Source organism: Flavobacterium sp. 83 (assembly GCF_000744835.1).
GTDB lineage: Bacteria > Bacteroidota > Bacteroidia > Flavobacteriales > Flavobacteriaceae > Flavobacterium.
Map to the genome: position 1 here is coordinate 2,933,305 of NZ_JQMS01000001.1, position 23,145 is coordinate 2,956,449.

General features: G+C 32.6%; 19 protein-coding genes. 18 read left to right on the plus strand and 1 reads right to left on the minus strand.

The features are described from left to right. The first annotated feature begins 25 nt into the window (after positions 1-25). The 17 genes from T410_RS12790 to T410_RS12870 all read left to right on the plus strand — a co-directional run bounded on the left by T410_RS12790 (position 26) and on the right by T410_RS12870 (position 21,022). Positions 26-4,369: a CusA/CzcA family heavy metal efflux RND transporter gene (locus tag T410_RS12790; RefSeq protein WP_035672351.1), complete on the plus strand. Its 4,344-nt coding sequence runs from the start codon at positions 26-28 to the stop codon at positions 4,367-4,369. A 10-nt stretch (positions 4,370-4,379) separates the two neighbouring features. Further along, the gene (locus T410_RS12795; RefSeq protein ID WP_035672353.1) at positions 4,380-5,498 is read left to right on the plus strand and encodes an efflux RND transporter periplasmic adaptor subunit; all 1,119 of its coding nucleotides are present in this window, start codon (positions 4,380-4,382) and stop codon (positions 5,496-5,498) included. Positions 5,499-5,512: 14 nt separating this feature from the next. Further along, complete coding sequence (locus T410_RS12800) at positions 5,513-6,631, plus strand: VIT1/CCC1 transporter family protein (RefSeq protein WP_035672355.1); 1,119 nt, start codon at positions 5,513-5,515, stop codon at positions 6,629-6,631. A 78-nt stretch (positions 6,632-6,709) separates the two neighbouring features. Beyond that, positions 6,710-7,240, plus strand: a complete 531-nt coding sequence (locus T410_RS12805) for a hypothetical protein (protein WP_035672357.1) — start codon at positions 6,710-6,712, stop codon at positions 7,238-7,240. A gap of 286 nt (positions 7,241-7,526) precedes the next feature. Then, positions 7,527-8,384 (plus strand): ATP phosphoribosyltransferase, encoded by an 858-nt coding sequence (hisG, locus tag T410_RS12810; protein WP_035672359.1) that lies wholly within the window; start codon positions 7,527-7,529, stop codon positions 8,382-8,384. Between the two features lie 87 nt (positions 8,385-8,471). Then, positions 8,472-9,764 carry a histidinol dehydrogenase gene (gene hisD, locus T410_RS12815; RefSeq protein ID WP_035672362.1) on the plus strand — a complete coding sequence of 431 codons (1,293 nt, stop codon included), beginning with the start codon at positions 8,472-8,474 and terminating at the stop codon, positions 9,762-9,764. Then, entirely contained in the window at positions 9,754-10,803 is a 1,050-nt protein-coding gene (gene hisC, locus T410_RS12820) for a histidinol-phosphate transaminase (protein ID WP_035672366.1), read from the plus strand. Before hisD ends, hisC begins: the two co-directional genes overlap by 11 nt. Before the next feature lie 24 nt (positions 10,804-10,827). Then, the gene (hisB, locus tag T410_RS12825; protein WP_035672369.1) at positions 10,828-11,964 is read left to right on the plus strand and encodes a bifunctional histidinol-phosphatase/imidazoleglycerol-phosphate dehydratase HisB; all 1,137 of its coding nucleotides are present in this window, start codon (positions 10,828-10,830) and stop codon (positions 11,962-11,964) included. 78 nt (positions 11,965-12,042) lie between these two features. After that, on the plus strand, positions 12,043-12,624 hold the full coding sequence (gene hisH / locus T410_RS12830) for an imidazole glycerol phosphate synthase subunit HisH (protein ID WP_035672372.1): 582 nt from the start codon (positions 12,043-12,045) through the stop codon (positions 12,622-12,624). A 47-nt stretch (positions 12,625-12,671) separates the two neighbouring features. Further along, complete coding sequence (gene hisA, locus T410_RS12835; protein ID WP_035672375.1) at positions 12,672-13,442, plus strand: 1-(5-phosphoribosyl)-5-[(5-phosphoribosylamino)methylideneamino]imidazole-4-carboxamide isomerase; 771 nt, start codon at positions 12,672-12,674, stop codon at positions 13,440-13,442. Positions 13,443-13,451: 9 nt separating this feature from the next. Continuing rightward, positions 13,452-13,811 (plus strand): four helix bundle protein, encoded by a 360-nt coding sequence (locus T410_RS12840; RefSeq protein WP_035672378.1) that lies wholly within the window; start codon positions 13,452-13,454, stop codon positions 13,809-13,811. Between the two features lie 33 nt (positions 13,812-13,844). Continuing rightward, positions 13,845-14,600, plus strand: a complete 756-nt coding sequence (gene hisF / locus T410_RS12845) for an imidazole glycerol phosphate synthase subunit HisF (protein ID WP_035672381.1) — start codon at positions 13,845-13,847, stop codon at positions 14,598-14,600. 99 nt (positions 14,601-14,699) lie between these two features. Continuing rightward, positions 14,700-15,299 (plus strand): bifunctional phosphoribosyl-AMP cyclohydrolase/phosphoribosyl-ATP diphosphatase HisIE, encoded by a 600-nt coding sequence (hisIE, locus tag T410_RS12850; protein ID WP_035672383.1) that lies wholly within the window; start codon positions 14,700-14,702, stop codon positions 15,297-15,299. A 139-nt stretch (positions 15,300-15,438) separates the two neighbouring features. Then, complete coding sequence (locus T410_RS12855; protein ID WP_051929418.1) at positions 15,439-16,569, plus strand: alpha/beta hydrolase; 1,131 nt, start codon at positions 15,439-15,441, stop codon at positions 16,567-16,569. Between the two features lie 90 nt (positions 16,570-16,659). Further along, on the plus strand, positions 16,660-18,093 hold the full coding sequence (locus tag T410_RS12860; RefSeq protein ID WP_035672386.1) for a M17 family metallopeptidase: 1,434 nt from the start codon (positions 16,660-16,662) through the stop codon (positions 18,091-18,093). A gap of 3 nt (positions 18,094-18,096) precedes the next feature. Further along, entirely contained in the window at positions 18,097-19,311 is a 1,215-nt protein-coding gene (locus tag T410_RS12865) for an acetyl-CoA carboxylase biotin carboxylase subunit family protein (protein ID WP_035672389.1), read from the plus strand. Between the two features lie 55 nt (positions 19,312-19,366). After that, a complete protein-coding gene (locus tag T410_RS12870; RefSeq protein ID WP_035672392.1) occupies positions 19,367-21,022 on the plus strand; it encodes a M1 family metallopeptidase in 1,656 nt (551 codons plus the stop codon). 44 nt (positions 21,023-21,066) lie between these two features. Here T410_RS12870 and T410_RS12875 read toward each other — a convergent pair whose 3' ends face one another. Next, positions 21,067-21,903, minus strand: a complete 837-nt coding sequence (locus tag T410_RS12875) for an AraC family transcriptional regulator (RefSeq protein WP_035672395.1) — start codon at positions 21,901-21,903, stop codon at positions 21,067-21,069. Between the two features lie 129 nt (positions 21,904-22,032). On the opposite strand from T410_RS12875, the gene T410_RS12880 reads away from it, so the two are divergent. Beyond that, positions 22,033-23,049: a phytanoyl-CoA dioxygenase family protein gene (locus T410_RS12880; protein ID WP_369793029.1), complete on the plus strand. Its 1,017-nt coding sequence runs from the start codon at positions 22,033-22,035 to the stop codon at positions 23,047-23,049. The last annotated feature ends 96 nt before the right edge of the window (positions 23,050-23,145 follow it).

Below are 23,145 nucleotides of genomic sequence, written 5' to 3' on the forward strand. Positions count from 1 at the left end.
TTTTGTACAATAAAATAAGATTAAAATGCTAGAAAAAATTATTGCTTTCAGCTTAAAAAACAAACTTATTGTTTTACTCTTTACCATAGGAGTTTTTTCATTTGGAATATTTTCGGTGTTCCAAATTTCTATTGGCGCGGTTCCTGATGTAACGAACAATCAAGTTCAGGTAATTACAACTTCTCATAATCTTTCGACTCAAGATATTGAACAATTCATCACTTATCCAGTTGAAATTGAAATGGCAAACTTGCCTGGAGTTAAAGAAATTAGATCTATTTCAAAATTTGGATTATCGGTAGTAACTATCGTTTTTGAAGATGATTTAGGAACTTATCTTCCCCGACAATTAATAGCTGAAAAAATTAAAGCAGCAACTGAAAAAATTCCTCAAGGTTTTGGAATACCAGAAATGGGACCAATAACGACTGGATTAGGGGAAATCTATCAATATACGCTGGAAGTTAAACCGGAGTTTAAGAATCAATACTCCGTAACTGATTTGAGAACGCTTCAGGATTGGGTTGTCAAACGACAATTATCAGGAATTAAAGGTGTTGTTGAGATAAATACTTGGGGAGGTTATCTAAAACAATACGAAATTGCCATAGTTCCATCTAGTTTAAAAGCAATGAACATTACTACTGGTGATATTTTTACAGCATTAGAAAAAAACAACAGTATAGCCGGTGGTGCATATATCGAAAAAATAAATCAAAGCTATTTTATTCGTGCCGAAGGAAAAGTTAAATCCATTCAGGATATTGAAAATATAGTGGTTAAGAATGTAAATGGTTTACCTGTTTATGTCAAAAATCTGGCACAGGTTCGTTACGGAAATGCCAATCGTTTTGGAGCAATCACAGGAAATGGTGAAGGCGAAAAAGTTTTAGGGCAAGTTATGATGCTAAAAGGAGGAAACTCAAAACAAGTTATTTCAGATGTAAAAGACAGAGTTGCCGAAATTCAAAAACATTTGCCGCAAGGAGTTTATATTAACGGCTTTTTGGAAAGAAGCGAGTTAGTGGGTAAAACTACATTTACGGTTGCTGAAAACCTTATCTTAGGATGTCTTATTGTGATTTTTGTAGTGGTTTTGTTATTAGGAAACTGGCGTTCGGGATTGGTTGTAGCTTCTGTAATTCCATTGTGTTTACTTTTTGCAATTTCATTGATGAATATTTTTGGGATTGATGCGAATTTGATGAGCTTAGGTGCTATTGATTTTGGAATTATAATTGACGGAGCCGTTATTATAGTAGAATTTATAGCTTTCCAAATCGCTAGCAAATCGGCAAATCTTGGAGATTTATCCAAAGAAGATCGTCAGTTAGAAATTGACCAAATCACCTATAAAAGTGCTTCAAAAATGATGAATTCGGCTATTTTTGGTCAGTTGATTATTTTAATTGTTTTTATTCCAATCCTTTCCCTGTCTGGTATAGAAGGAAAAATGTTCAAACCGATGGCGATGACATTCAGTTTTGCTTTGGTAGGAGCAATGATATTCTGTTTTACCTATGTTCCGGTAGTTTCTTCTTTGTTTCTAAAACCAACGATTGAGAATCCAAATTCCTTTTCAAACCGATTAATCCAAAAATTAAACTCCTTTTATGTTCCAATAATTACTTGGGCTTTGGCCAATACCAAAAAAGTGATGTACGGTGCAATTGGGTTATTATTCATGGCAATTGCTTTGTTTGCAACAATGGGTGGCGAGTTTATCCCCACTCTTGACGAAGGTGATTTTGTAATTCAACCCGTTCTTAAAACAGGAACTTCATTGACAAAAACAATTGCTACAACAACTAAAATTGAGAAAATAATTCTGAAAAATTTTCCGGAAGTACAGCAGGTTGTCAGTAGAATTGGTGCTGCCGAAGTTCCAACAGACCCAATGTCTATGGAGGAAAGTGATGTTATTGTCAAACTTAAACCAAAATCAGAATGGGTTTCAGCTTCCAGCAAAGATGAATTGGCCGATAAAATTAAAAGCGCTATCGAAAAACAAATTCCAAATATGGATATTGAGTTTACGCAGCCGATAGAAATGCGTTTCAACGAATTAATTTCAGGAACACGATCTGATGTTGCGGTTAAAATATTCGGGGAAGATTTAAATGTCTTGGCTCAAAAAGCACATGAAATTAAGGTTGCCATTAAAAATGTCGAAGGAGCATCGGATGTGATTGTCGAAAAAACGGAAGGACTACCTCAAATGGCGGTAGTTTATGATCGATCTAAAATTGCTCGTTACGGCTTAAATATTGCCGACTTAAACGAAACAATTGCACTAGGTTTTGCTGGAAAAATAGTTGGAAATGTCTTTGAAGGAGAAAAGCGTTTTGACATGGTTATTCGATTAGATAAAACAAAACGAACTGATATCGAAGATTTACGAAATCTATATGTTTCAACTCCAAACGGGGAACAAATTCCGTTGAGTGAATTAGCATCGATTGAATACACCGAAGGTCCTGCCAAGATTTCCAGAGACAATACAAATCGTAGAATTGTAGTGGGAATCAATGTTCGAAATCGAGATTTACAAAGTGTAGTGGCTGATATTCAAAAAATTGTTGATACAAAAATCAAACTTCCTACAGGATATTATGTGAAATATGGCGGACAATTCGAAAATCTTCAAAGTGCAAAAGCCCGATTAATGATTGCAGTTCCAATTGCTTTATTATTGATTTTTATTTTGTTGTACTTTGCTTTTGGAACTATCAAAGAAGCATTAATGGTTTATACCGCGATACCGCTTTCGGCAGTTGGTGGAATACTGTTTTTATGGATTAGGGATTTGCCTTTTAGTATCTCAGCAGGAGTTGGTTTTATTGCGCTTTTTGGAATTGCAGTACTGAATGGAATTGTACTTATTGAACATTTTAAAGAATTGAAACACAGCGGAGAGATAAAAAATATGGATGAATTGATTTTAAAAGGAACAACTGATAGATTGCGTCCCGTACTATTAACGGCTTCCGCAGCAGCATTAGGTTTTTTACCAATGGCAATTTCGTCATCAGCAGGAGCAGAGGTGCAACGTCCGTTAGCCACTGTTGTTATTGGCGGATTGTTTACAGCAACTATTTTAACCATGGTAGTTCTGCCAATATTGTATAAAGTTTTTGACGGAAAAGAATTTAAGAAACCTAAATTCAAACATAATAAATCAACTTATATAATCTTGTTTTTATTAGCCTCATCAATGGCTTTTGCCCAAAATGCAAATAATAATGACAAAGAATTACAAGATTTAATTACTAAAGCAACAGAGAATAATAAAGGCTTAAAAGCAGCCCGATTGCAGGTAACTAAAATGAAAGAGAATATAAAAACAGCTTACACATTTGATAAAACCAACATTTATTATAGTTATGATCAAAATAATTTAGCTTTAAACAATGAACCTTTAAAAGTCTTTGGAGTACAACAGCGTTTTGCTTTTCCAACGGTTTATGGCGCACAAAAAAAGGTTTATTCCACTGAATATGAAAAAGAAAAAGCCAATTTTGATATTCAAAAAAACAAACTCGCTTTTGGGGTTTCTAATCTGTATTATCACATTGTTTATTTGCAAAACCAAGAGGTTTTGTATCGGTATTTAGATAGTTTGTACCAAAATTTTTCTAAAGCCAGCGACAGACGTTTCGAATTGGGAGAAACGAATTATCTGGAAAAAATTACAGCTCAATCTAAATTTAGAAAAATTAGAACGATGCTTATTCAAATTGAAAATGATAAAAAAGCACAGTATGAAATGTTGCAATCTTTGGTTCAATCTGATGATACAATTGAAATGAAAAATATAATAATAACACCCAGAAATAATTTAACTAACGAAACAAGTAAGTCGTATTATACTACTTATTTAGAAAGTGTTACTAAAAATTACAAAAGCCAAATTAATTTACAAAAGCAACATTGGTTACCAGATATTAATATAGATTATTTTCAAGGAAAAAATAACGGTTTGTCACAATCGCTTTATGGTTTTCAAGTTGGTTTGGCAGTGCCAATATTGTTTTCGGGGAATGTTTCTAAAACAAAAGTGGCGCAATTAGAATTGCAAAGTTGGGAACAACAAAAACAAAATGAAGAGCTAAAAATTGATAAATATAGTACTCAAAAAAATAATGAATTAGCTAAATACCAGGAAGCTATTAATTATTACAATCAATATGGTAAAAAATTATCTGATGAAATTATAAAAGTAGCCAATAGTAGCTACAAAAATGGTGAAATTGATTTCTTTCAATACATTCAAAGTTTAGAAAATGCAACAACAATTCAAGTCGATTACCTGGACACTATTTTACAATACAACAAAACACAATTAGATTTAGAATACCTTAATTTTTAATATTTTACAAATGAAAAATTCAATTTATATAATCGCTTTATCCTTTATTTTATTTTCTTGTAAAGAAACAAAAACAGAAGAACCAATTCCCAAAGACGACGGTTTAATAACTGTAACAAAAGAACAATTTCAGTCTTCAGGAATGGAAATTTCCAATCCTAAAGAGCAAGACTTTGATGTAACTGTTAAAGCTTCGGGGAGAATTGATGTGCCGCCACAAAACAGAGCAAAGGTCACTACTTTTATAGGTGGTTATGTAAAATCGACAAAACTTTTAGTTGGAGATAAAGTAATAAAAGGACAAGCTTTATTGACATTGGAAAATACGGAATTTCTTGATATACAAAAAGATTATTTAGAAGTGGCAGAGCAAATAAAATATTTAAAATCAGAATACGAACGTCAAAAAACATTGTACGACGAAAAAATAACTTCACAAAAGAATTATTTAAAAGCAGAAAGCGAGTACCGACGTGCTAAAGCCATGCACCAAAGTTTAAAAGCTAAATTAGTAATGCTAAACATTAATCCAGCTCAGGTAGAAAAAGGTAAATTGACCTCAATAATAACTATTTTTTCTCCTATTTCAGGAGATATTGTAGTTATGAATGCTAATGTCGGAATGCTAATGAGTCCATCGGATGTGATTTTAGAGATTGTTGATACGGAACATTTGCATTTAGAATTAGCTGTTTTTGAAAAAGATATTTTGAAAGTAAAAATAGGGGAGAAAATTAAATTCAAAGTGCCGGAAGCCTCAAAAGATGAATTTAATGCAGAAGTACATTTAGTTGGAAAATCAATTGAAGGCAATGATAGAACAATCAATGTTCACGGTCATTTAGATGAAAATGTAAAACAACGACTATTAACGGGAATGTTTGTAGAAGCAGGAATTATTGTGGATTCTAAAAAAGGTTTAGCGATTCCAAATAATGCATTAATCACTGAAAACAACAAAAATTTCGTACTTTTATTGAAAAAAGATAGTGACAATAAATTTTCTTTCGAAAAAATACCTGTTACTATAGGAGAGGAATCTGGAGAATATATTGAAATTTTGCCCAATAATACCATTACTTCATCTTCAAAGATATTAACCAAAGGAGTTTTTGATTTAGTTAATTAACAACAAAATAAATTATGGATTTAAGTAAACTAAAAGGGCAATTGCAAACAGAAGTAGATACTGCTTTTTTGTATGATAGTATTGCGGCAATTCAATCTGATGATAATCTCACTAGGGTCTTACGGAGTCTTGGTGAAATAGAAAAAGGTCATGCAAAACACATGTTCGATAAAGTATTAACTTTCGAACCTAATTATAAAATGCCATTGCCTTCAGGAAGAGCAAAATTCCAATTAAAACTGGGTAAGATTTTTGGTTACACTTCTATAATTAGCAGCCTTTCCAATATTGAAAAACAATTTGCAGTTAATTCAATAAAAAATAAAATAGAAAGCGGAGAGAAACCTACAGGTTTTGAACACAATCATCTTAATATTATTGAAGCGGTGAATAATAATGCGGCGCTAAATGTTTCTGGAGGTTTTTTATCTAAATTCGAAAGTCGGCATAAGTCTGTTGGAGGGAATGCATTAAGAGCAGCGGTTTTAGGTTCAAATGACGGATTGGTTTCTAATATGAGTTTGGTCATGGGAGTTGCCGGTGCCGCAGTTTCTAATAATACGATATTATTAACTGGAATTGCAGGGCTTTTGGCAGGAGCTATTTCAATGGCATTAGGAGAATGGCTTTCGGTACAAAGTTCCAGAGAATTAAACCAACGCCAAATTGACTTAGAAACAGAAGAACTGGAAGCTTCGCCCGAAGAAGAGAAAAAAGAACTGGTTTTATTGTATCAAGCCAAAGGAATGAATATCGTTGAAGCTCAAAAATTAGCCGATAAAGCATTTGAAAATCCACAAACAGCCATAGATGCAATTATTACTGAAGAATTGGGGATTGATAAAGAAGAATTAGGAGGATCAGCTTGGGAAGCAGCTATTGCATCTTTTGTGTTGTTTTCAATTGGGGCGATTATACCGTTATATCCTTTCATGTTTTTAGATGGTAAAAATGCAATTCTGCTAAGTGTTGGAAGCAGTGTAATCGGGCTTTTTGGAATAGGTGCTGCAATAACCCTGCTGACAGGGAAAAGCATTATGTTCTCTGGACTCAGACAAGTATCTTTTGGATTAGCAGCAGCTGCGGTAACCTACGGTATAGGTTCTTTAATTGGTGTTTCATTAGCAGGATAAATAAATAATTCAATTTAGAGCGATAATATAGATAATTGCGCTTAACTTTAAATTTTTAAACCTTAAAAAAATAATATTATGAATGATGCTCACTTACACATGGTAGTCAACCATTTTCCTATTATCGGGACCATTTTAGGTCTTGGCGTTTTAATAACAGGAATAATTTTAAACAATAATTCAGTTAAAAATACCGCTTATGCTTTATTCGTTGTTGCTGCGCTTTTTGCACTAGCAAGTATGGCTACTGGTGATGGCGCTGAAGAAATGGTTGAAGATATGCCAAGCATCGGTAAAAGTATTATTCATGAACATGAAGAAATTGCAGAAAAATTAGCCATTGTATTGTATCTTCTTGGAGCAATTTCAATTATGGGTATAGTTTTAAATATAAAAAATCATTCAAAAGCTAAATTTATCTCTTTTGTAGCGGTTATTGTAGCAGCTTCTGGTGTGTATATCTCAACTTTGGTAGGAACTTCAGGAGGTGAAATTCGTCATACTGAAATTAGAGAAGATGGAATAAGTTCAGCCGTTAAAAACAGTATTGATTCAGAAAAAGAAGCTCCTGTTTCTAATAAATCAGAGTCGAAAGAATACGATAGATAGTGTTGATTTAACAATATAACAACGTTAAGTTAAATTAATTATTGCATTATAAACAATATTTCACTTATATTTGCAATCGAAATCAAGGGATTATCAAATTAAAAATTATGTTATCAATTCAATTGCATCATCATCATTCTCATTATTGCTCTCAAGCGATGTGTTAATGGTATGCATGTAAATCATCATATTTTAAAACCCGTTTGAGTATATCAAACGGGTTTTTTTATTATCTATCCGTTGTACTCAAACACAATAATAGTAAATCAAAAAAAAAAAATCAAAAATGAGTACTTTAAAAATTGCAATTCAAAAATCAGGACGTTTAAACGAAGACAGTATCCAAATTCTAAAAGATTGTGGAATTTCCATAAACAACGGGAATGACCAACTTAAAGCATCAGCTTCCAATTTCCCATTAGAAGTGTTATATTTAAGAAATTCCGATATTCCTCAATATTTAATTGACGGTGTTGTAGACGCAGCGATTGTTGGAGACAATCTTTTGGTTGAAAAAGGAAAAAATATTGAAGTTGCTGAAAAATTAGGCTTTTCTAAATGTAAAGTTTCAGTTGCAGTGCCTAAAAATTTCGAATACAATTCAGTAAAAGATTTAGATGGATTACGAATTGCTACTTCATACCCAAATACTGTTTTAGACTTTTTCAATTCTAAAAATGTAACTGTTGATTTACACCAAATTTCAGGTTCTGTAGAAATAGCTCCAAATATTGGTCTTGCAGATGCAATTGTAGATATTGTTTCTAGCGGAAGTACTTTATTCAAAAATAATTTAAAAGAAGTAGAAGTTATTTTTAAAAGTGAAGCGGTTCTAGCAGTTTCTCCAAAAATTACGGCTGAAAACAAAGCTGTTTTGGACAAATTACAATTCAGAATTCAATCCGTTTTAAGAGCCCGTAAATCAAAATACATATTGATGAATGTTCAAAATGATAAAATAGAACTTATCAATAAAATTTTACCTGTATTAAAAAGCCCAACCGTAATGCCTCTGGCGCAAGAAGGATGGTCAAGTGTGCACACCGTTATTGAAGAAGATCGTTTTTGGGAAGTTATTGATCAATTAAAAGAGGCCGGTGCCGAAGGAATTTTAGTTTGTCCAATTGAGAAAATGGTCCTTTAAAAGTTTTAAATTATAACGTATTCTATTTAAGAATTCATTGCGAACTTTGCGAAAACCTTTGTGAACTTTGCGGTTAAAAACAATATAATGAATAAAATATACAATCCAAAACCAGAAACTTGGTCTTCCATTTTAGAAAGACCTACAAAAACTGTTGATGATATTGAAGCAACAGTAAAAGAAATTTTTAAAGAAGTACAAAAGAAAGGTGATATTGCTGTTGCAAAATACACGTCACTATTTGACGGTGCAACAATTGATAAGTTAGAGGTTACTAAAGCTGAAATTGAAGCGGCTATAACATCTATATCTTCCGAACTAAAAGAGGCTATTCAATTAGCAAAAGCAAATATAAAAAAATTCCATTCTGCTCAAAAAACTGATAGAGTTTCTATTGAAACAATTGAAGGTGTAAATTGTTGGCAGGAAAAAAGACCAATTCAAAAAATAGGTTTATACATTCCCGGAGGAACCGCTCCTTTATTTTCTACAGTCCTAATGCTAGCTGTACCGGCTGAAATTGCAGGTTGCAATGAAATTGTGTTGTGTTCTCCACCAGATAAAAATGGAAATATAAACCCTGCAATTTTATATGCAGCTCATTTATGCGGCGTAACTAAAATTCTAAAAGTTGGCGGAATCCAAGCTATTGCTGGAATGACTTTTGGAACTGAATCTATACCAAAAGTCTATAAAATTTTTGGCCCGGGAAATCAATTTGTAACGGTTGCTAAACAATTGGCAACGCAATTTGGTGTAGCAATTGATATGCCGGCAGGTCCATCAGAATTGTTGATTGTTGCTGATGATACGGCGGTTCCCGCTTTTGTAGCATCCGATTTATTGTCTCAAGCAGAACACGGAGCTGATAGCCAGGTTATTTTAGTTTCTACATCAAAAAAAATAATTGATGCCGTTGAAAATGAAGTGCAAATACAAATGGACTTATTGCCAAGAAAAAATATTGCTGAAAAAGCGATTGCCAATTCTAAATTGATTTATGTTGAAAATGACACTATTGCACTGGAATTAATCAACGAATATGGTCCTGAACACTTTATTATTTGTTCTGAATTTGATGATTTTTACAGCAATGGTGTACAAAATGCCGGCTCTGTATTTATAGGGAATTACACCCCTGAAAGTGCTGGAGATTACGCTTCAGGGACTAATCATACCTTGCCAACTAACGGTTATGCAAAGAATTATAGTGGTGTAAATCTGGATAGTTTTACTAAATCCATGACTTTTCAAAAAATAACTAAAAAAGGAATACAAAATATTGGTAAAGCCATTGAAATTATGGCAGAAGCCGAAGGGTTACAAGCGCACAAAAACGCAGTTACATTACGATTAAAAGCGATTGAAGATGGAAAATAATTTCGATATAAATACTATAGTTAGAGAAAACGTAAAGCAATTAAAACCCTATTCTTCTGCTCGTGATGAATTTGAGGATTTTGATACTGCAGATATGATTTTTTTGGATGCCAACGAAAATCCATTTGAAAATGGCGTAAATCGTTATCCGGATCCCCAACAAATGAGCGTAAAAGCAATTTTGGCAAAACAAAGAAATGTCAAAACGAATCAAATTTTGCTTGGAAACGGGAGTGATGAAGTATTGGATTTGTTATTCAGAGCTTTTTGCGAACCAAAAACGGATAATGTAATCACTTTGCCGCCAACCTACGGGATGTATAGTGTTTTGGCTAATATAAATGCCGTAGAAAACAAAGAGATTTTACTTTCAGAAGATTTTCAACCACAAATTGAGAAAATCATGGAAGTTGTTGACTCAAATACTAAAATTATCTTTTTGTGTTCACCCAATAACCCAACCGGTAATTCATTTTCAGATGAAAGTGTAGCCTATTTATTGAAAAACTTCAATGGTTTGGTTGTGATTGACGAAGCGTATATTGACTTTTCTGAAAAGGAAAGTTGGATTAACGAAATCGATGAATATCCAAATTTGGTCATTACTCAAACACTATCAAAAGCGTATGGTTTAGCAGGAATTCGTTTGGGAATTTGTTATGCATCCGCAGAAGTTATTGCGGTTTTAAATAAAATTAAACCACCGTATAATGTGAATGAATTGACTCAAAAAAGAGCTTTAGAAAGATTAGATAATAAAGCCAAAATAAAATATGAAATTGAATCTATAATAGAACAAAGAGACATATTACTTAAAGTATTACTTAATGTCGATTTTGTTACTATTATCTATCCAACGGAAGCCAATTTTATTTTGATAAAAGTGGATGATGCCAATAAAAGATATGATGAATTGATTGCTAAAGGAATTGTAATTCGAAACAGAACAACCCAGCCATTGTGCGATAATTGCCTGCGTTTGACAGTTGGAACAGAACAAGAAAACATGAAATTAATTGAGGTGTTAAAACAACTTTAAACCTTAAACTTTAAACTTTTTTTAATGAAAAAAATACTTTTTATAGATCGTGACGGAACAATGGTTTTGGAACCAAATGATTATCAATTAGACAGTTTTGAAAAATTAGAATTTTATCCTAAAGCATTTCAATTTCTTGGAAAAATTGCTTTAGAATTAGATTTTGAATTGGTAATGGTGACCAATCAAGATGGTTTGGGAACTGATTCTCATCCAGAAGCCAATTTTTGGCCAGTGCATAATTTGGTTATGAAAGCTTTTGAAAATGAAGGCGTTGTTTTCAAAGAAGTATTAATTGACAAAACATTTCCGCACGAAAATGCACCAACTCGCAAACCTGCAACGGGTTTGTTGACACAATATATTGATAATCCGGAGTATGATTTAGCAAATTCATTCGTAATTGGAGACAGAATAACTGATGTAGAATTAGCAAAAAACTTGGGTTCAAAAGCAATTTTTATTAGCACTGATGAAGAGTTGGGAAGTGATGAAATATCGTCTAAAAGACACGAATTGGATTCGGTTATTGCTTTACAAACTACAGATTGGAAAGTAATTTATGAGTTTTTGAAATTAGAAGAACGTTCTGCTTCAATTGAAAGAAAAACAAACGAAACGGATATTTACATCAACTTGAACCTAGACGGAACCGGAAAAAGTAAAATCGAAACAGGAATTGCTTTTTTCGACCATATGCTGGACCAAATCGCGCGTCATGGACAAATGGACTTAGAAGTTCTTGTAAAAGGAGATTTAGAAGTAGATGAACACCACACCATTGAAGATACGGCGATTGCACTTGGTGAAGTATTTGCAAAAGCATTAGGAAACAAATTAGGAATAGAACGTTACGGTTTTTGTTTGCCAATGGATGACTGTTTAGCGCAAGTGGCTATTGATTTTGGAGGTAGAAACTGGCTGGTTTGGGAAACTGAATTCAAACGTGAAATGGTAGGTAAAATGCCAACAGAGATGTTTTATCATTTCTTTAAATCATTCTCGGATGGGGCAAAAGCAAACATTAATATCAAAGCAGAAGGAACTAACGAACATCACAAAATTGAAGCCATTTTTAAAGCTTTTGCAAAAGCAATAAAAGTTGCTGTAAAGCGTGATACCGAGAAAATGATTTTGCCAAGTACGAAGGGAATACTTTAAAAAATTATGAATTATAAATTATGAATTATTAAGTGTTAAATCCTTAATAAAACTTAATTTCTTAATGGTTAAAAAGAAATGAAAATAGTAATCATAAATTACGGAGCAGGAAACATTCAAAGCATCATGTTTGCCATCGAGAGATTGGGATTCAAATCAGTTTTGAGTAATAATCCAGACGAAATAAAGGCTGCCGATAAAGTTATTTTCCCGGGTGTTGGTGAGGCCAGTTCAGCAATGAAAATGCTTTTAGAAAGTGGATTAGATACTTTGATTCCAACCTTAAAACAACCAGTTTTAGGAATATGTCTGGGCATGCAATTGATGTGCAACAAATCGGAGGAGGGTAATACTAAAGGATTGGGGATTTTTGATGTTGATGTGATTAAATTCACGCCAAAAGTGAAAGTGCCACAAATGGGTTGGAACCAAATTTATAATTTGAAATCGCCATTATTTACTGGAATTAATGAAAATGAATACATGTATTTAGTACATAGTTTTTATGCTCCAAGTTGTCCCGAAGCTATTGCTACAACGGATTATGAAGTTGAATATGCCTCAGCGTTACAAAAGGATAATTTTTATGGAACTCAATTTCACCCAGAGAAAAGTGGCGATATTGGGGAACAAATTTTGGCTAATTTTTTAAACCTTTAAGTTGAGTCTTTAAGACGTTCGACTTTCAAACTTTAAGACTAATTACAATGAGAATAATACCTGCAATAGATATCATAGAAGGAAAATGTGTTCGCTTATCAAAAGGTGATTACAATACCAAAATTATATACAATGAAAATCCGCTTGAAGTAGCGAAATCATTTGAAGCACATGGAATTGAGTACTTACATTTAGTTGATTTAGACGGTGCAAAGTCAAGTCAAATTGTGAATTATAAGATCTTGGAGCAAATAGCTACACAAACCAAATTGAAAATTGATTTTGGTGGAGGATTAAAATCTGATTCTGATTTAAAAATTGCTTTCGAAAGTGGTGCGAATCAAATTACCGGCGGAAGTATTGCCGTTAAAAACAGAGAACTATTCGAAAAATGGATTGCTGAGTATGGTTCTGATAAAATCATTTTGGGCGCAGATGCTAACAATGAAAAAGTAGCGGTTTCCGGTTGGTTAGAAGATTCAAATGAAGATTTGATTCCGTTTATTCAAGACTACCAAAATAAAAGAATTCAGTATGTAATTTGTACCGATATTGCCAAAGACGGTATGCTTGAAGGACCGTCATTTGATTTATATAAAAAAATTATTGATCAATGCACTGTCACTTCGAGCGGAGTCGAGAAGTTGGCGGAAGCCAACGGTATAAAATTAATTGCTTCCGGAGGAATTTCTACTTTTGATGAATTACCTAAATTAGCAGAATTAGGTTGTGAAGGAACAATTATCGGAAAAGCCATTTACGAAGGACGAATTTCATTGAAACAATTGGAAAATTATATTTTAAGTCTAAATTATTAAGTATTAATGATGAGTGAAGACGTAATAAAAATAAAAAGCTTTTGTTTTGCCATTAGAATTGTTAATTTATATAAAACTTTAAATACTAGGAGTGAATATGTAATGAGTAAACAAATTTTACGTTCTGGAACTTCTGTAGGTGCAAATATTAGAGAGGCCAAAAATGCAGAAAGTAAAGCTGATTTTATTCATAAAATGGGTATTTCTCAAAAAGAAGCTGATGAAACACTATATTGGCTTGAACTTTTACAAGCAACAAATTATATTTCAAATGAAGAATTTTTAAGTTTAAATAACGATGGTGTAGAAGTTTTAAAATTAATAAAAAGCATAATTATTACTTCTAAAAACAATATCAAAAAAACTTAATAATTCATCCTTACAATTTAATACTTAATTTAGATGTTAACAAAAAGAATTATTCCCTGTCTCGATATAAAAAACGGAAGAACGGTAAAAGGTGTTAATTTTGTAGACTTGCGTGATGCTGGAGATCCGGTAGAATTAGCAAAAATATATTCGGATGAAGGTGCGGACGAATTAGTTTTTCTGGATATTTCGGCAACGGAAGAAAGAAGAAAAACCCTAGTTGATTTGGTTCGCAAAGTGGCTTCGACGATTAATATTCCGTTTACTGTTGGTGGTGGAATTTCATCTGTAGAAGATGTTGAAATTTTATTGCAAAACGGTGCAGATAAAGTTTCCATTAATTCATCGGCAGTGAAAAACCCACAGTTGATTAATGATTTAGCACAAAAATTTGGAAGCCAATGTGTAGTAGTTGCGATTGATGCCAAACAAATTGATGGGCAATGGATTGTTCATTTAGTGGGCGGAAAAGTGCCTACCGAATTGAATTTATTTGATTGGGCCAAAGAAGTGGAGCAAAGAGGCGCAGGTGAAATCCTGTTTACTTCCATGGATAATGACGGAACTAAAAACGGTTTTGCCAATGAAGCTTTGGCAACACTTTCGGAATTAGTTAATATACCTATTATTGCTTCAGGTGGCGCAGGAAACATACAACATTTTGTAGATACTTTTCTGGAAGGAAAAGCTGATGCAGCATTGGCGGCAAGTGTCTTTCATTTTAAAGAAATTGAAATCAAAACATTAAAAACAGCTCTTAAAAACAACAATATCGAAGTACGAATTTAAATTAAGGCATAAGTATTAAGTATGAGTTTTTAAGTATTGAGTTGCTTATTTATCCATATAACTTAATACTTAAGACTTACAACTTAATACTTAAAAAATATGAATATAGATTTCTCAAAAAATACAGACGGATTAATTCCTGCAATAATTCAAGATAGCGAAACCAAAACAGTTTTGATGTTGGGTTTTATGAATGCCGAAGCATATCAAAAAACGATTGACACTAAAAAAGTAACATTTTATAGTCGTACGAAACAAAGACTTTGGACAAAAGGGGAGGAAAGTGGCAATTTTCTGAATCTGATTGACATTAAAAACGACTGTGATAATGATACGTTACTGATTCAGGTAAAACCGGAAGGACCAACATGTCACAAAGGAACTGATACGTGTTGGGCAGACGAAAACAAAGTAGATTATGGTTTTATTTCGAATTTAGAAGATACAATTCAACTTCGAAGAAAAAATGCGGATTCTGAAAAGAGCTATGTTGCTTCTTTATTCAAATTAGGAATGAACAAAATCGCCCAGAAAGTAGGCGAAGAAGCGATAGAAGTGGTTATTGAAGCCAAAGATGATAATGATGATTTGTTTTTGAGTGAAAGTGCTGATTTGCTTTTTCATTATCTTATATTATTACAAGCCAAAGGATTTAAACTAAATGATGTTGTGGAAGTCTTAAAAAGTCGCCAAAAGTAAAATCTATCAAATATTTTTTACCAATACAAACCCAATAGGAAATTCATTTGCTATTGGGTTTTCTTTTTTCTTTTATTTCAAATCGCAATCGACTATATTTACTATTTATTTTTAAAATATTAGCAGTCTAATACAAGTGATGAATTCAGATAATACCACATTTACCGAAGAAATAAGTAATCCGATTTTGAATACCGGGCTCTATATAATACTTACAACTGATGAAGATGATGCGCGACCAGTTTATATTTCAGGTAATTTCAATAATTGGTATACTCAGTCAAAAGAATTTATGATGGAGAAAATGGGTGTTGGTTTGTATCATTATAAATTTCCAGTTGATTTTAATTATCCAGTTGAGCTTTTGTATAAATTTACAAAAGGAGACTGGAGTGAAGTAGAAATTGACAGTTTTGGTAATCGTACGGAAAACAGATCCACTTCTAATCATACAGGTATTCAAAAAGAACATGTAGCCAGATGGAGAAAAAACTGGTTGCCTTTTAAGCAATCTTTTTTACCACAAGTCCAATTAATATCGGATGAATTTGAAATTCCGCAACTCAATAAAACGAGAAAAATATGGGCTTTATTACCTCATGATTACGATCACTCAAGTGAAAGTTATCCAGTTATGTATTTGCAGGATGCACAAAATTTATTCAATGAAGAAGCCGAATTTGGCAATTGGGAAATTGATAAAAAACTCGCAGTTATGTCTGAATATAAAATTGGAAAAATTATAATAATTGCTATAGAACATGCCGAAGAAGATCGGTTAAAAGAATACAATGTAGGAAAAACAGTTTTAGGAAAAGGACAAGGTAAAAAATACATTCGATTTGTAACTGATACGCTAAAACCATATGTAGATAGTAATTTTCGAACAAAAAAAGAACGAGAATTTACTGGAATAGGAGGAAGCTCGATGGGCGGATTAATCAGTATTTTTAGTGGATTGCGTAACCCTGAAGTTTATGGGAAATTAATGATTTTTTCGCCATCACTTTGGGTTGTTCCTGACCTTAAAATCAATTCTAAAAAAGCCAATTTAGCAGATACAAAAATTTATTTATATGCAGGCGGAGATGAAAGTTCTACGATGATTGATCATATAAAAAAGTTTCAAGAAGATTTGATTACGAGCAAATTTGTAAAAGATAAATCGAAAATTAATTTAAGTATTAATAGGCAAGGGAAACACAGCGAAACCTATTGGAGTGATGAATTTCCAAAAGCAATAGAATGGTTGTTTTTTAATACAAAATAAACGTAGGGTCGCGATTTATTGTATGTAAAATAAATAAGCATAATGCATTTATAGCGTTTCAATCAAGAGGCTAAAAAAATAAGAGAACAAATGAAAACAAATACAGTAGTAAACTTAGATAATTTTTCAGGAACAATTTTAATTCCAGTTTTTGAAACCTACTCAAAAAGTATTATTCCCATAGCGTTTAATGGATTAGAAATTGCTTCCAAAGTTTTTTTTGGAAAAAAAGACACCTACTATTTAGCCGAAAAAAACGACAATACTTATATTTTTATTGGTTTAGGAAAAACGATAGATTATAAATCATTGAAAACAGTTTTTCGACGTATTTCATCTAAACAAAAAGATAATTTCAGTTCGAATATAGCTTTAGTTATACCCGAACAAATAACTCAGGATCAGGCTGAAGCTATGATTTCTGGTATGCTTTTAGGAACTTATAATTTAGGTCATTTTAAAACAGAGAAAACAGAGCATCCTTTTTTAAATCCTGATTTTACTTTGAATCTGGTTTCTGAAAAAGATTATTTGGCTACAGCCAAAAAGGGAATTAAAATAGCCAAAGCACAATTAGCAACTTATACTTTGGTCGATTTACCACCCAATACAATTAACCCAAAATATTTGGCGAATTGGGCTAAAGAGACTGGTGAAAAATATGGATTTGATGTAGAGGTCCTTGGTTATGAAGCTTCAAAAATTGCAGGTCTTGGCGCATTTTTGGCAGTAGGAAAAGGAAGTGAAAATGAGCCTCAATTTATCATTATGAATTACACTCCGGCAACTGAAGTGGAACAGATAAAACATGTTGGATTAGTGGGAAAAGGAATAACCTTTGATACTGGTGGATTAAACATAAAAACAGCAGGAATGGTTCATATGAAATGTGATATGGCTGGAGGTGGCGCAGTACTAGGAGCCATGCAACTTATAGCCGATTTGCAATTGCCTGTAAAAGTAACAGCAATTGTTCCTTGTGCTGAAAATTCAGTTGACAGTAAGTCGTTTTTACCTAGTGATGTGATTCATAGTTATAGTGGACATTCGATAGAAATCATTGATACGGATGCCGAGGGCCGACTTGTTTTGGCCGATGGATTATCGTATTTGATTAAAAATTTCAAACCGGATTATATTGTTGATATCGCCACACTTACCGGAAGCAGCGTTGGTACTTTTGGTTATGAATGTGGTGCTTTGTTTACCAATAATGAGGAAATGGCTAAGAAATTAAAAGAAAATGGAGATGCAATTGGAGAGCGTTTGTGGCCTTTACCACTTTGGGATGTTTATAAATCAGACATTGAAAGCGATATAGCTGATGTAAAAAATTATAGCGGAAAACCAGTTGCCGGAGCAATAAGCGCAGCTAAATTTTTAGAATATTTTACCCAAGAGCACAAAGCTTGGGCACATCTTGACGTTGCAGGCGTAACATTTAATGATGATGAATTTGCTAAAAGCAAACATGCAACTGCTTATGGAGTTCATTTATTAACTAAATTTATTGAAAATTTATAACGTATGGAAAACTCTAAAACCTTCCTTTGTATTTCGAATTATTTCAAGGGTGCTGATTTTTTAATCAATTTAAAAAAGTTAGGTAACAAAGTCTATTTAGTTACAAGTGAAAAACTGAGAGACAAACCGTGGCCACATCAATATATTGATGAGATTTTTTATATGGAAGGTCAGGATATAGATTGGAATTTAGAGCATTTATTATTAGGTGTTGGGAATTTTATGAAGTCTACAAAAATTGATGGCATTGTTGCTCTCGATGATTATGATGTAGAGAAAGCAACTTATCTCCGCGAAAATCTTCGTATTGATGGTATGGGTCAAACCACAGGACGCTATTTTAGAGATAAACTAGCCATGCGTATGAGAGCAAAGAGTTGTGCCATTCCAATTCCAGCTTTTTGTTCCCTGTTTAATGATCATGACATCAATACTTTTGCTGATTCGATTCAAGCTCCGTGGGTTTTAAAACCACGTTCCGAAGCTTCAGCAACAGGTATTATAAAAGTATATGATAAAGAGAGTTTATGGATTCACATTAATGAAATGGGGAATAATAGATTCAAATATTTATTGGAGCAATTCAAACCTGGTGATGTATATCATTGTGATAGTTTGATATCAGATAACAAAGTAATCTTTAGTTTAACTTCAAAATATTTAACTACACCTATGGAAATTTCACAAGGTGGAGGAGTTTTTCGTTCTGCCAATATTCCGTATGATTCTGAAGATGACAAATCCATTAAAAATATAAATAAGCAGGTTTTGAGTGGCTTTGGACTGAAACATGGTGCTGCTCATACTGAATTTATAAAATGTAAGGAAGACGGGAAAATTTATTTTCTCGAAACTTCATCCCGCGTTGGTGGAGCGCATCTTGCAGAAATGGTCGCTCAAGCTTCAAATATAAATTTATGGAAAGAGTGGGCAGCAATTGAAAACGCATTGGTAAAAGAGACAATATACGCTTTACCAGAAGTAAAAAAAGAATACGCTGGTATTGTTTTGACTTTATCTAAATTTCAACATCCTGATTTATCATCGTTTTCAGATCAAGAAGTTTGCTTCAGAGTTCCGCTTGAATATCATGCAGGGTTAATTGTAAAATCAGATAAACAGTTACGAATTTTAGAACTATTAGACGATTACGGCAATCGTTTTGTTACTGATTTCACAGCGGTAATAGAACAAAAATCAGTTTCTAAATTGCATTGATTTTTTATTTTTTTTGTAAAAAATAATTTATATTTTATTTCTAAGTTTCAAATTCATGACAAAATATTTTAGCATAATTTTTATTGCATTTCTTATTTCTAATAACACAAAAGCTCAAGGTCTTCTTGAACATAAAAAAGAAATTTTTACCAGACAAGATTCATTACGAGGTAGTATTACCAAAGAAAGAGCGTGGTGGGATGTGAAATACTATCACTTAGATGTTAAAATAAATCCTGTCGATAGTACAATTACAGGTTCAAATACGATAAGATATCAAGTTCTACAAGAATACAATAGAATGCAAATTGATTTGCAGAATCCAATGGAGATATACAAAGTAATTCAGGACGGTACATCTTTAAAATTTAAAAGAGAAGGAAATGCTTTTTTTCTTGAATTGATAGCTCCTCAAAAAACAGGTTCGACAAAAGAACTTATTATTTATTATGGAGGTAAACCTAAGATAGCAGTAAATCCGCCTTGGGATGGTGGTATAACTTGGAAAAAAGATAGTAACGGGAATCCTTTTATAGCTTCTTCTTGTCAAGGATTAGGTGCCAGCGTTTGGTGGCCCAATAAAGATCATATGTATGATGAAGTAGAAAGTATGTTAATTAGTGTGAATGTTCCCAAAGGTTTGACTGATGTTTCTAATGGTCGTTTACAAAGTATAAAACAAATGAAAGATGGAACTAAAACATTTAATTGGTATGTTTCAAACCCTATCAATAATTATGGTGTAAATATAAATATAGGTGATTATGTTTCTTTTTCAGAAAAATACAAAGGAGAAAAAGGAGATTTAGATTGTTCTTATTATGTTTTGAGGAACAATTTGGACAAGGCAAAAAAACAATTTCAAGACGTTCCGAGAATGCTAAAAGCTTTTGAGCATTGGTTTGGACCTTATCCATTCTATGAAGACAGTTATAAACTAGTTGAGGCTCCTTATTTAGGGATGGAACATCAAAGTAGTGTTACATATGGAAATGGTTTTCAAAACGGATATCGAGGTAGAGATTTAAGTGGTACCGGTTGGGGTTTAAAGTTTGATTTTATTATTATTCATGAATCGGGACACGAGTGGTTTGCTAATAATATCACTTATAAGGATATTGCTGATATGTGGATTCACGAGAGTTTTACTAATTATTCTGAAAGTCTTTTCCTTGAATATTATTATGGTAAGGATGCCGGATATACTTATGTAAGAGGAATTAGAAAAAATATTGAAAATGACAAACCAATTATTGGTCATTATGATGTCAACAATGAAGGTTCAAGTGATATGTATTATAAAGGGGCAAATATGTTGCACACTTTACGTCAAATTGTCAACGATGATGTAAAATGGAGAACAATTTTAAGGGGTTTGAACAGTGCTTTTTATCATCAAACGGTTACCACGAAACAAATTGAAAATTACTTAAGCCAACAGGTTGGTATTGATTTAACAACGATTTTTAATCAATATTTAAGAGATACCAGAATTCCTACATTAGAATATTTTTTCAAGGCCAACAAACTTGGATATCGTTGGACAAATTGTGTTTCGGGATTTAATATGCCAGTGAAAGTATCTCTAAACGGTAAAGAAGAATTGCTAAAACCAGAAACGGAATGGAAGAATGTTCAGGCAGATACAGAAAATCCAAAACTTGAAATTGATAAAAACTTTTATGTAGCCAGTTTTAATATTACAGAATGAATTTAAAAAGGTGTATTTCTAAAACAATGGAAATGCACCTTTTTTTATCTTTTCTTAAACTGAATAGGATTTTCACCTACTACTTTCTTAAATATTCGATTAAAATAAGAAAGACTTTCAAAGCCGCATTCGTAGCAGGTTTCAGTTACATTTTTATCACTTTTCAAAAGCCGTTTTGCTTGTTCTATTCTATATTGATTCAGAAATTCAGTAAACGTCAAGCGTGTCATTTTCTTGAAATAGCGACAAAAAGCAGCTTTAGATAAATGCGTCAGTTCTCCCATTTCTTCAATGGTTATGTTTCTTTGAAAATTATTTTCAATAAAAGTATAGACAACCTTCAATCGAGTTTGTTCTTTATTGTTATAAAAATCATCGAATGGAGCTTCGTACAAATAGGTTATTTCATCTGATATGGCCAACATTTGAAATAAAGATAAGACTTCTACAAATTGTTCAAAGTTGGGTAAATGATGAATTTTTTTTAATCGTTTTCCAACAGATTCTTTTGTTATTCCATTAAAACAAATTACCCTTTTTGAATTTTGAAATAATTGATAAATTGAAGCCAGTTCCGGTGTTGTAATAAAATCATTTTTGAAAAAATCTTGTTTGATTTGTAAAACTACTTTTTCATATTCGGTTTTGATTCCATAATCAAAATTTAAATGCGGAATATTAGAACCTATAAAAACCAAATCTGAACCTTCAAATTGTCCCACATGATTGCCTATGCGCCTTGTGCCGAGTGGTGCTTCAATAAAAGTTAATTCAAATTCAGGATGAAAATGCCAATAATAAAAATCATTTAGTTTGGGATTAACTAAAATTCGAAATGAACTTCCTGCTAAACGTTTGATGTCTTCAAAAACAATTTTCATCTGATTGTATCTTTATTATATCATAAATATACTATTTGTTGTTTAAATATAAGAATAAATGTCAATATAGTACAAATTATGGTAAATTCTGTTGAAATTCAACATGATAAATCCTATTACATTTGAATTATGAAATTTAAAGACTTAATCAATATGGAAAACAAGAATCAAAACATGGTACCTACAATGACGCCAACTATGACTACTAATACACATAACGATATCCCAGGAAATCCTTCTGTTGCAAAATCAAGTACCGCAAAATTAAATGATCGTTCTAACGGTAAACCTCTTCGTTTACTCACGGAAGAACAATGGCAATTTTGGATTGAGAACGGTTATATAATAATAAAAAATGCTATCCCTAAAGAAAATGCTAAAAGATTAGCTGATTTCATTTGGGAATTTGAAGAAAAAGACCCCAATAATCCTGAAACTTGGTACACAGCCCCAAGAGCAGAAATGAAAATGAAAGAATTAAATAATAGCGGTATGGTTGAATTATATAATCATCAATACCAATGGGATAATCGCCAAATGCAAAAAGTACATGATGCTTTTGCAGATGTATGGGGAACCGAAAAATTATGGGTTACAATAGATCGAGCAAATCTTAATTTTCCAGTACGACCAGATCATGTATTCAAAGGTTTTATTCATTGGGACTACGATCCGGAAACAAAACCTCAAAATGTACAAGGTGTGCTAGCCTTAGTGGATGCGGATGATGAAAATATGGGAGGTTTTCAATGTATTCCAGAATTGTTTCGTACTTATGATACTTGGAAATTAACGCAACCTGAGGATAGAAATCGTTTCCAACCAGATACAACAGGTTTTGAAGGACAATTTGTAAAGCCGAAAATGGAAGCAGGTGATTTATTAATTTTTAATAGTTCGCAACCACATGGTATTCGACCAAATTTAACAAAAGACAAAATAAGGGTTGCCCAATACATTTCAATGATGCCTGCTGAAGAAGATAATGAAGAGCTGCGTGATTGGCGAATCAATTCTTGGAAAAACCGAATTGCACCAGAAGGATATGCCTTTCCTGGAGATCCGCGTAATTGGGAACAAACTAAATATGAAACAGCTAAACTCAGTGAATTGGGCGAAAAATTATTAGGTTTAACAAAATGGTAATAAAAAAAGGCTCGAAAAGTAATTTTTGGGCCTTTTTTTAGTCTTTTGAACATTGATATTTTTTAATACAGCCATTTTTTAAAGCACTTTTCCATT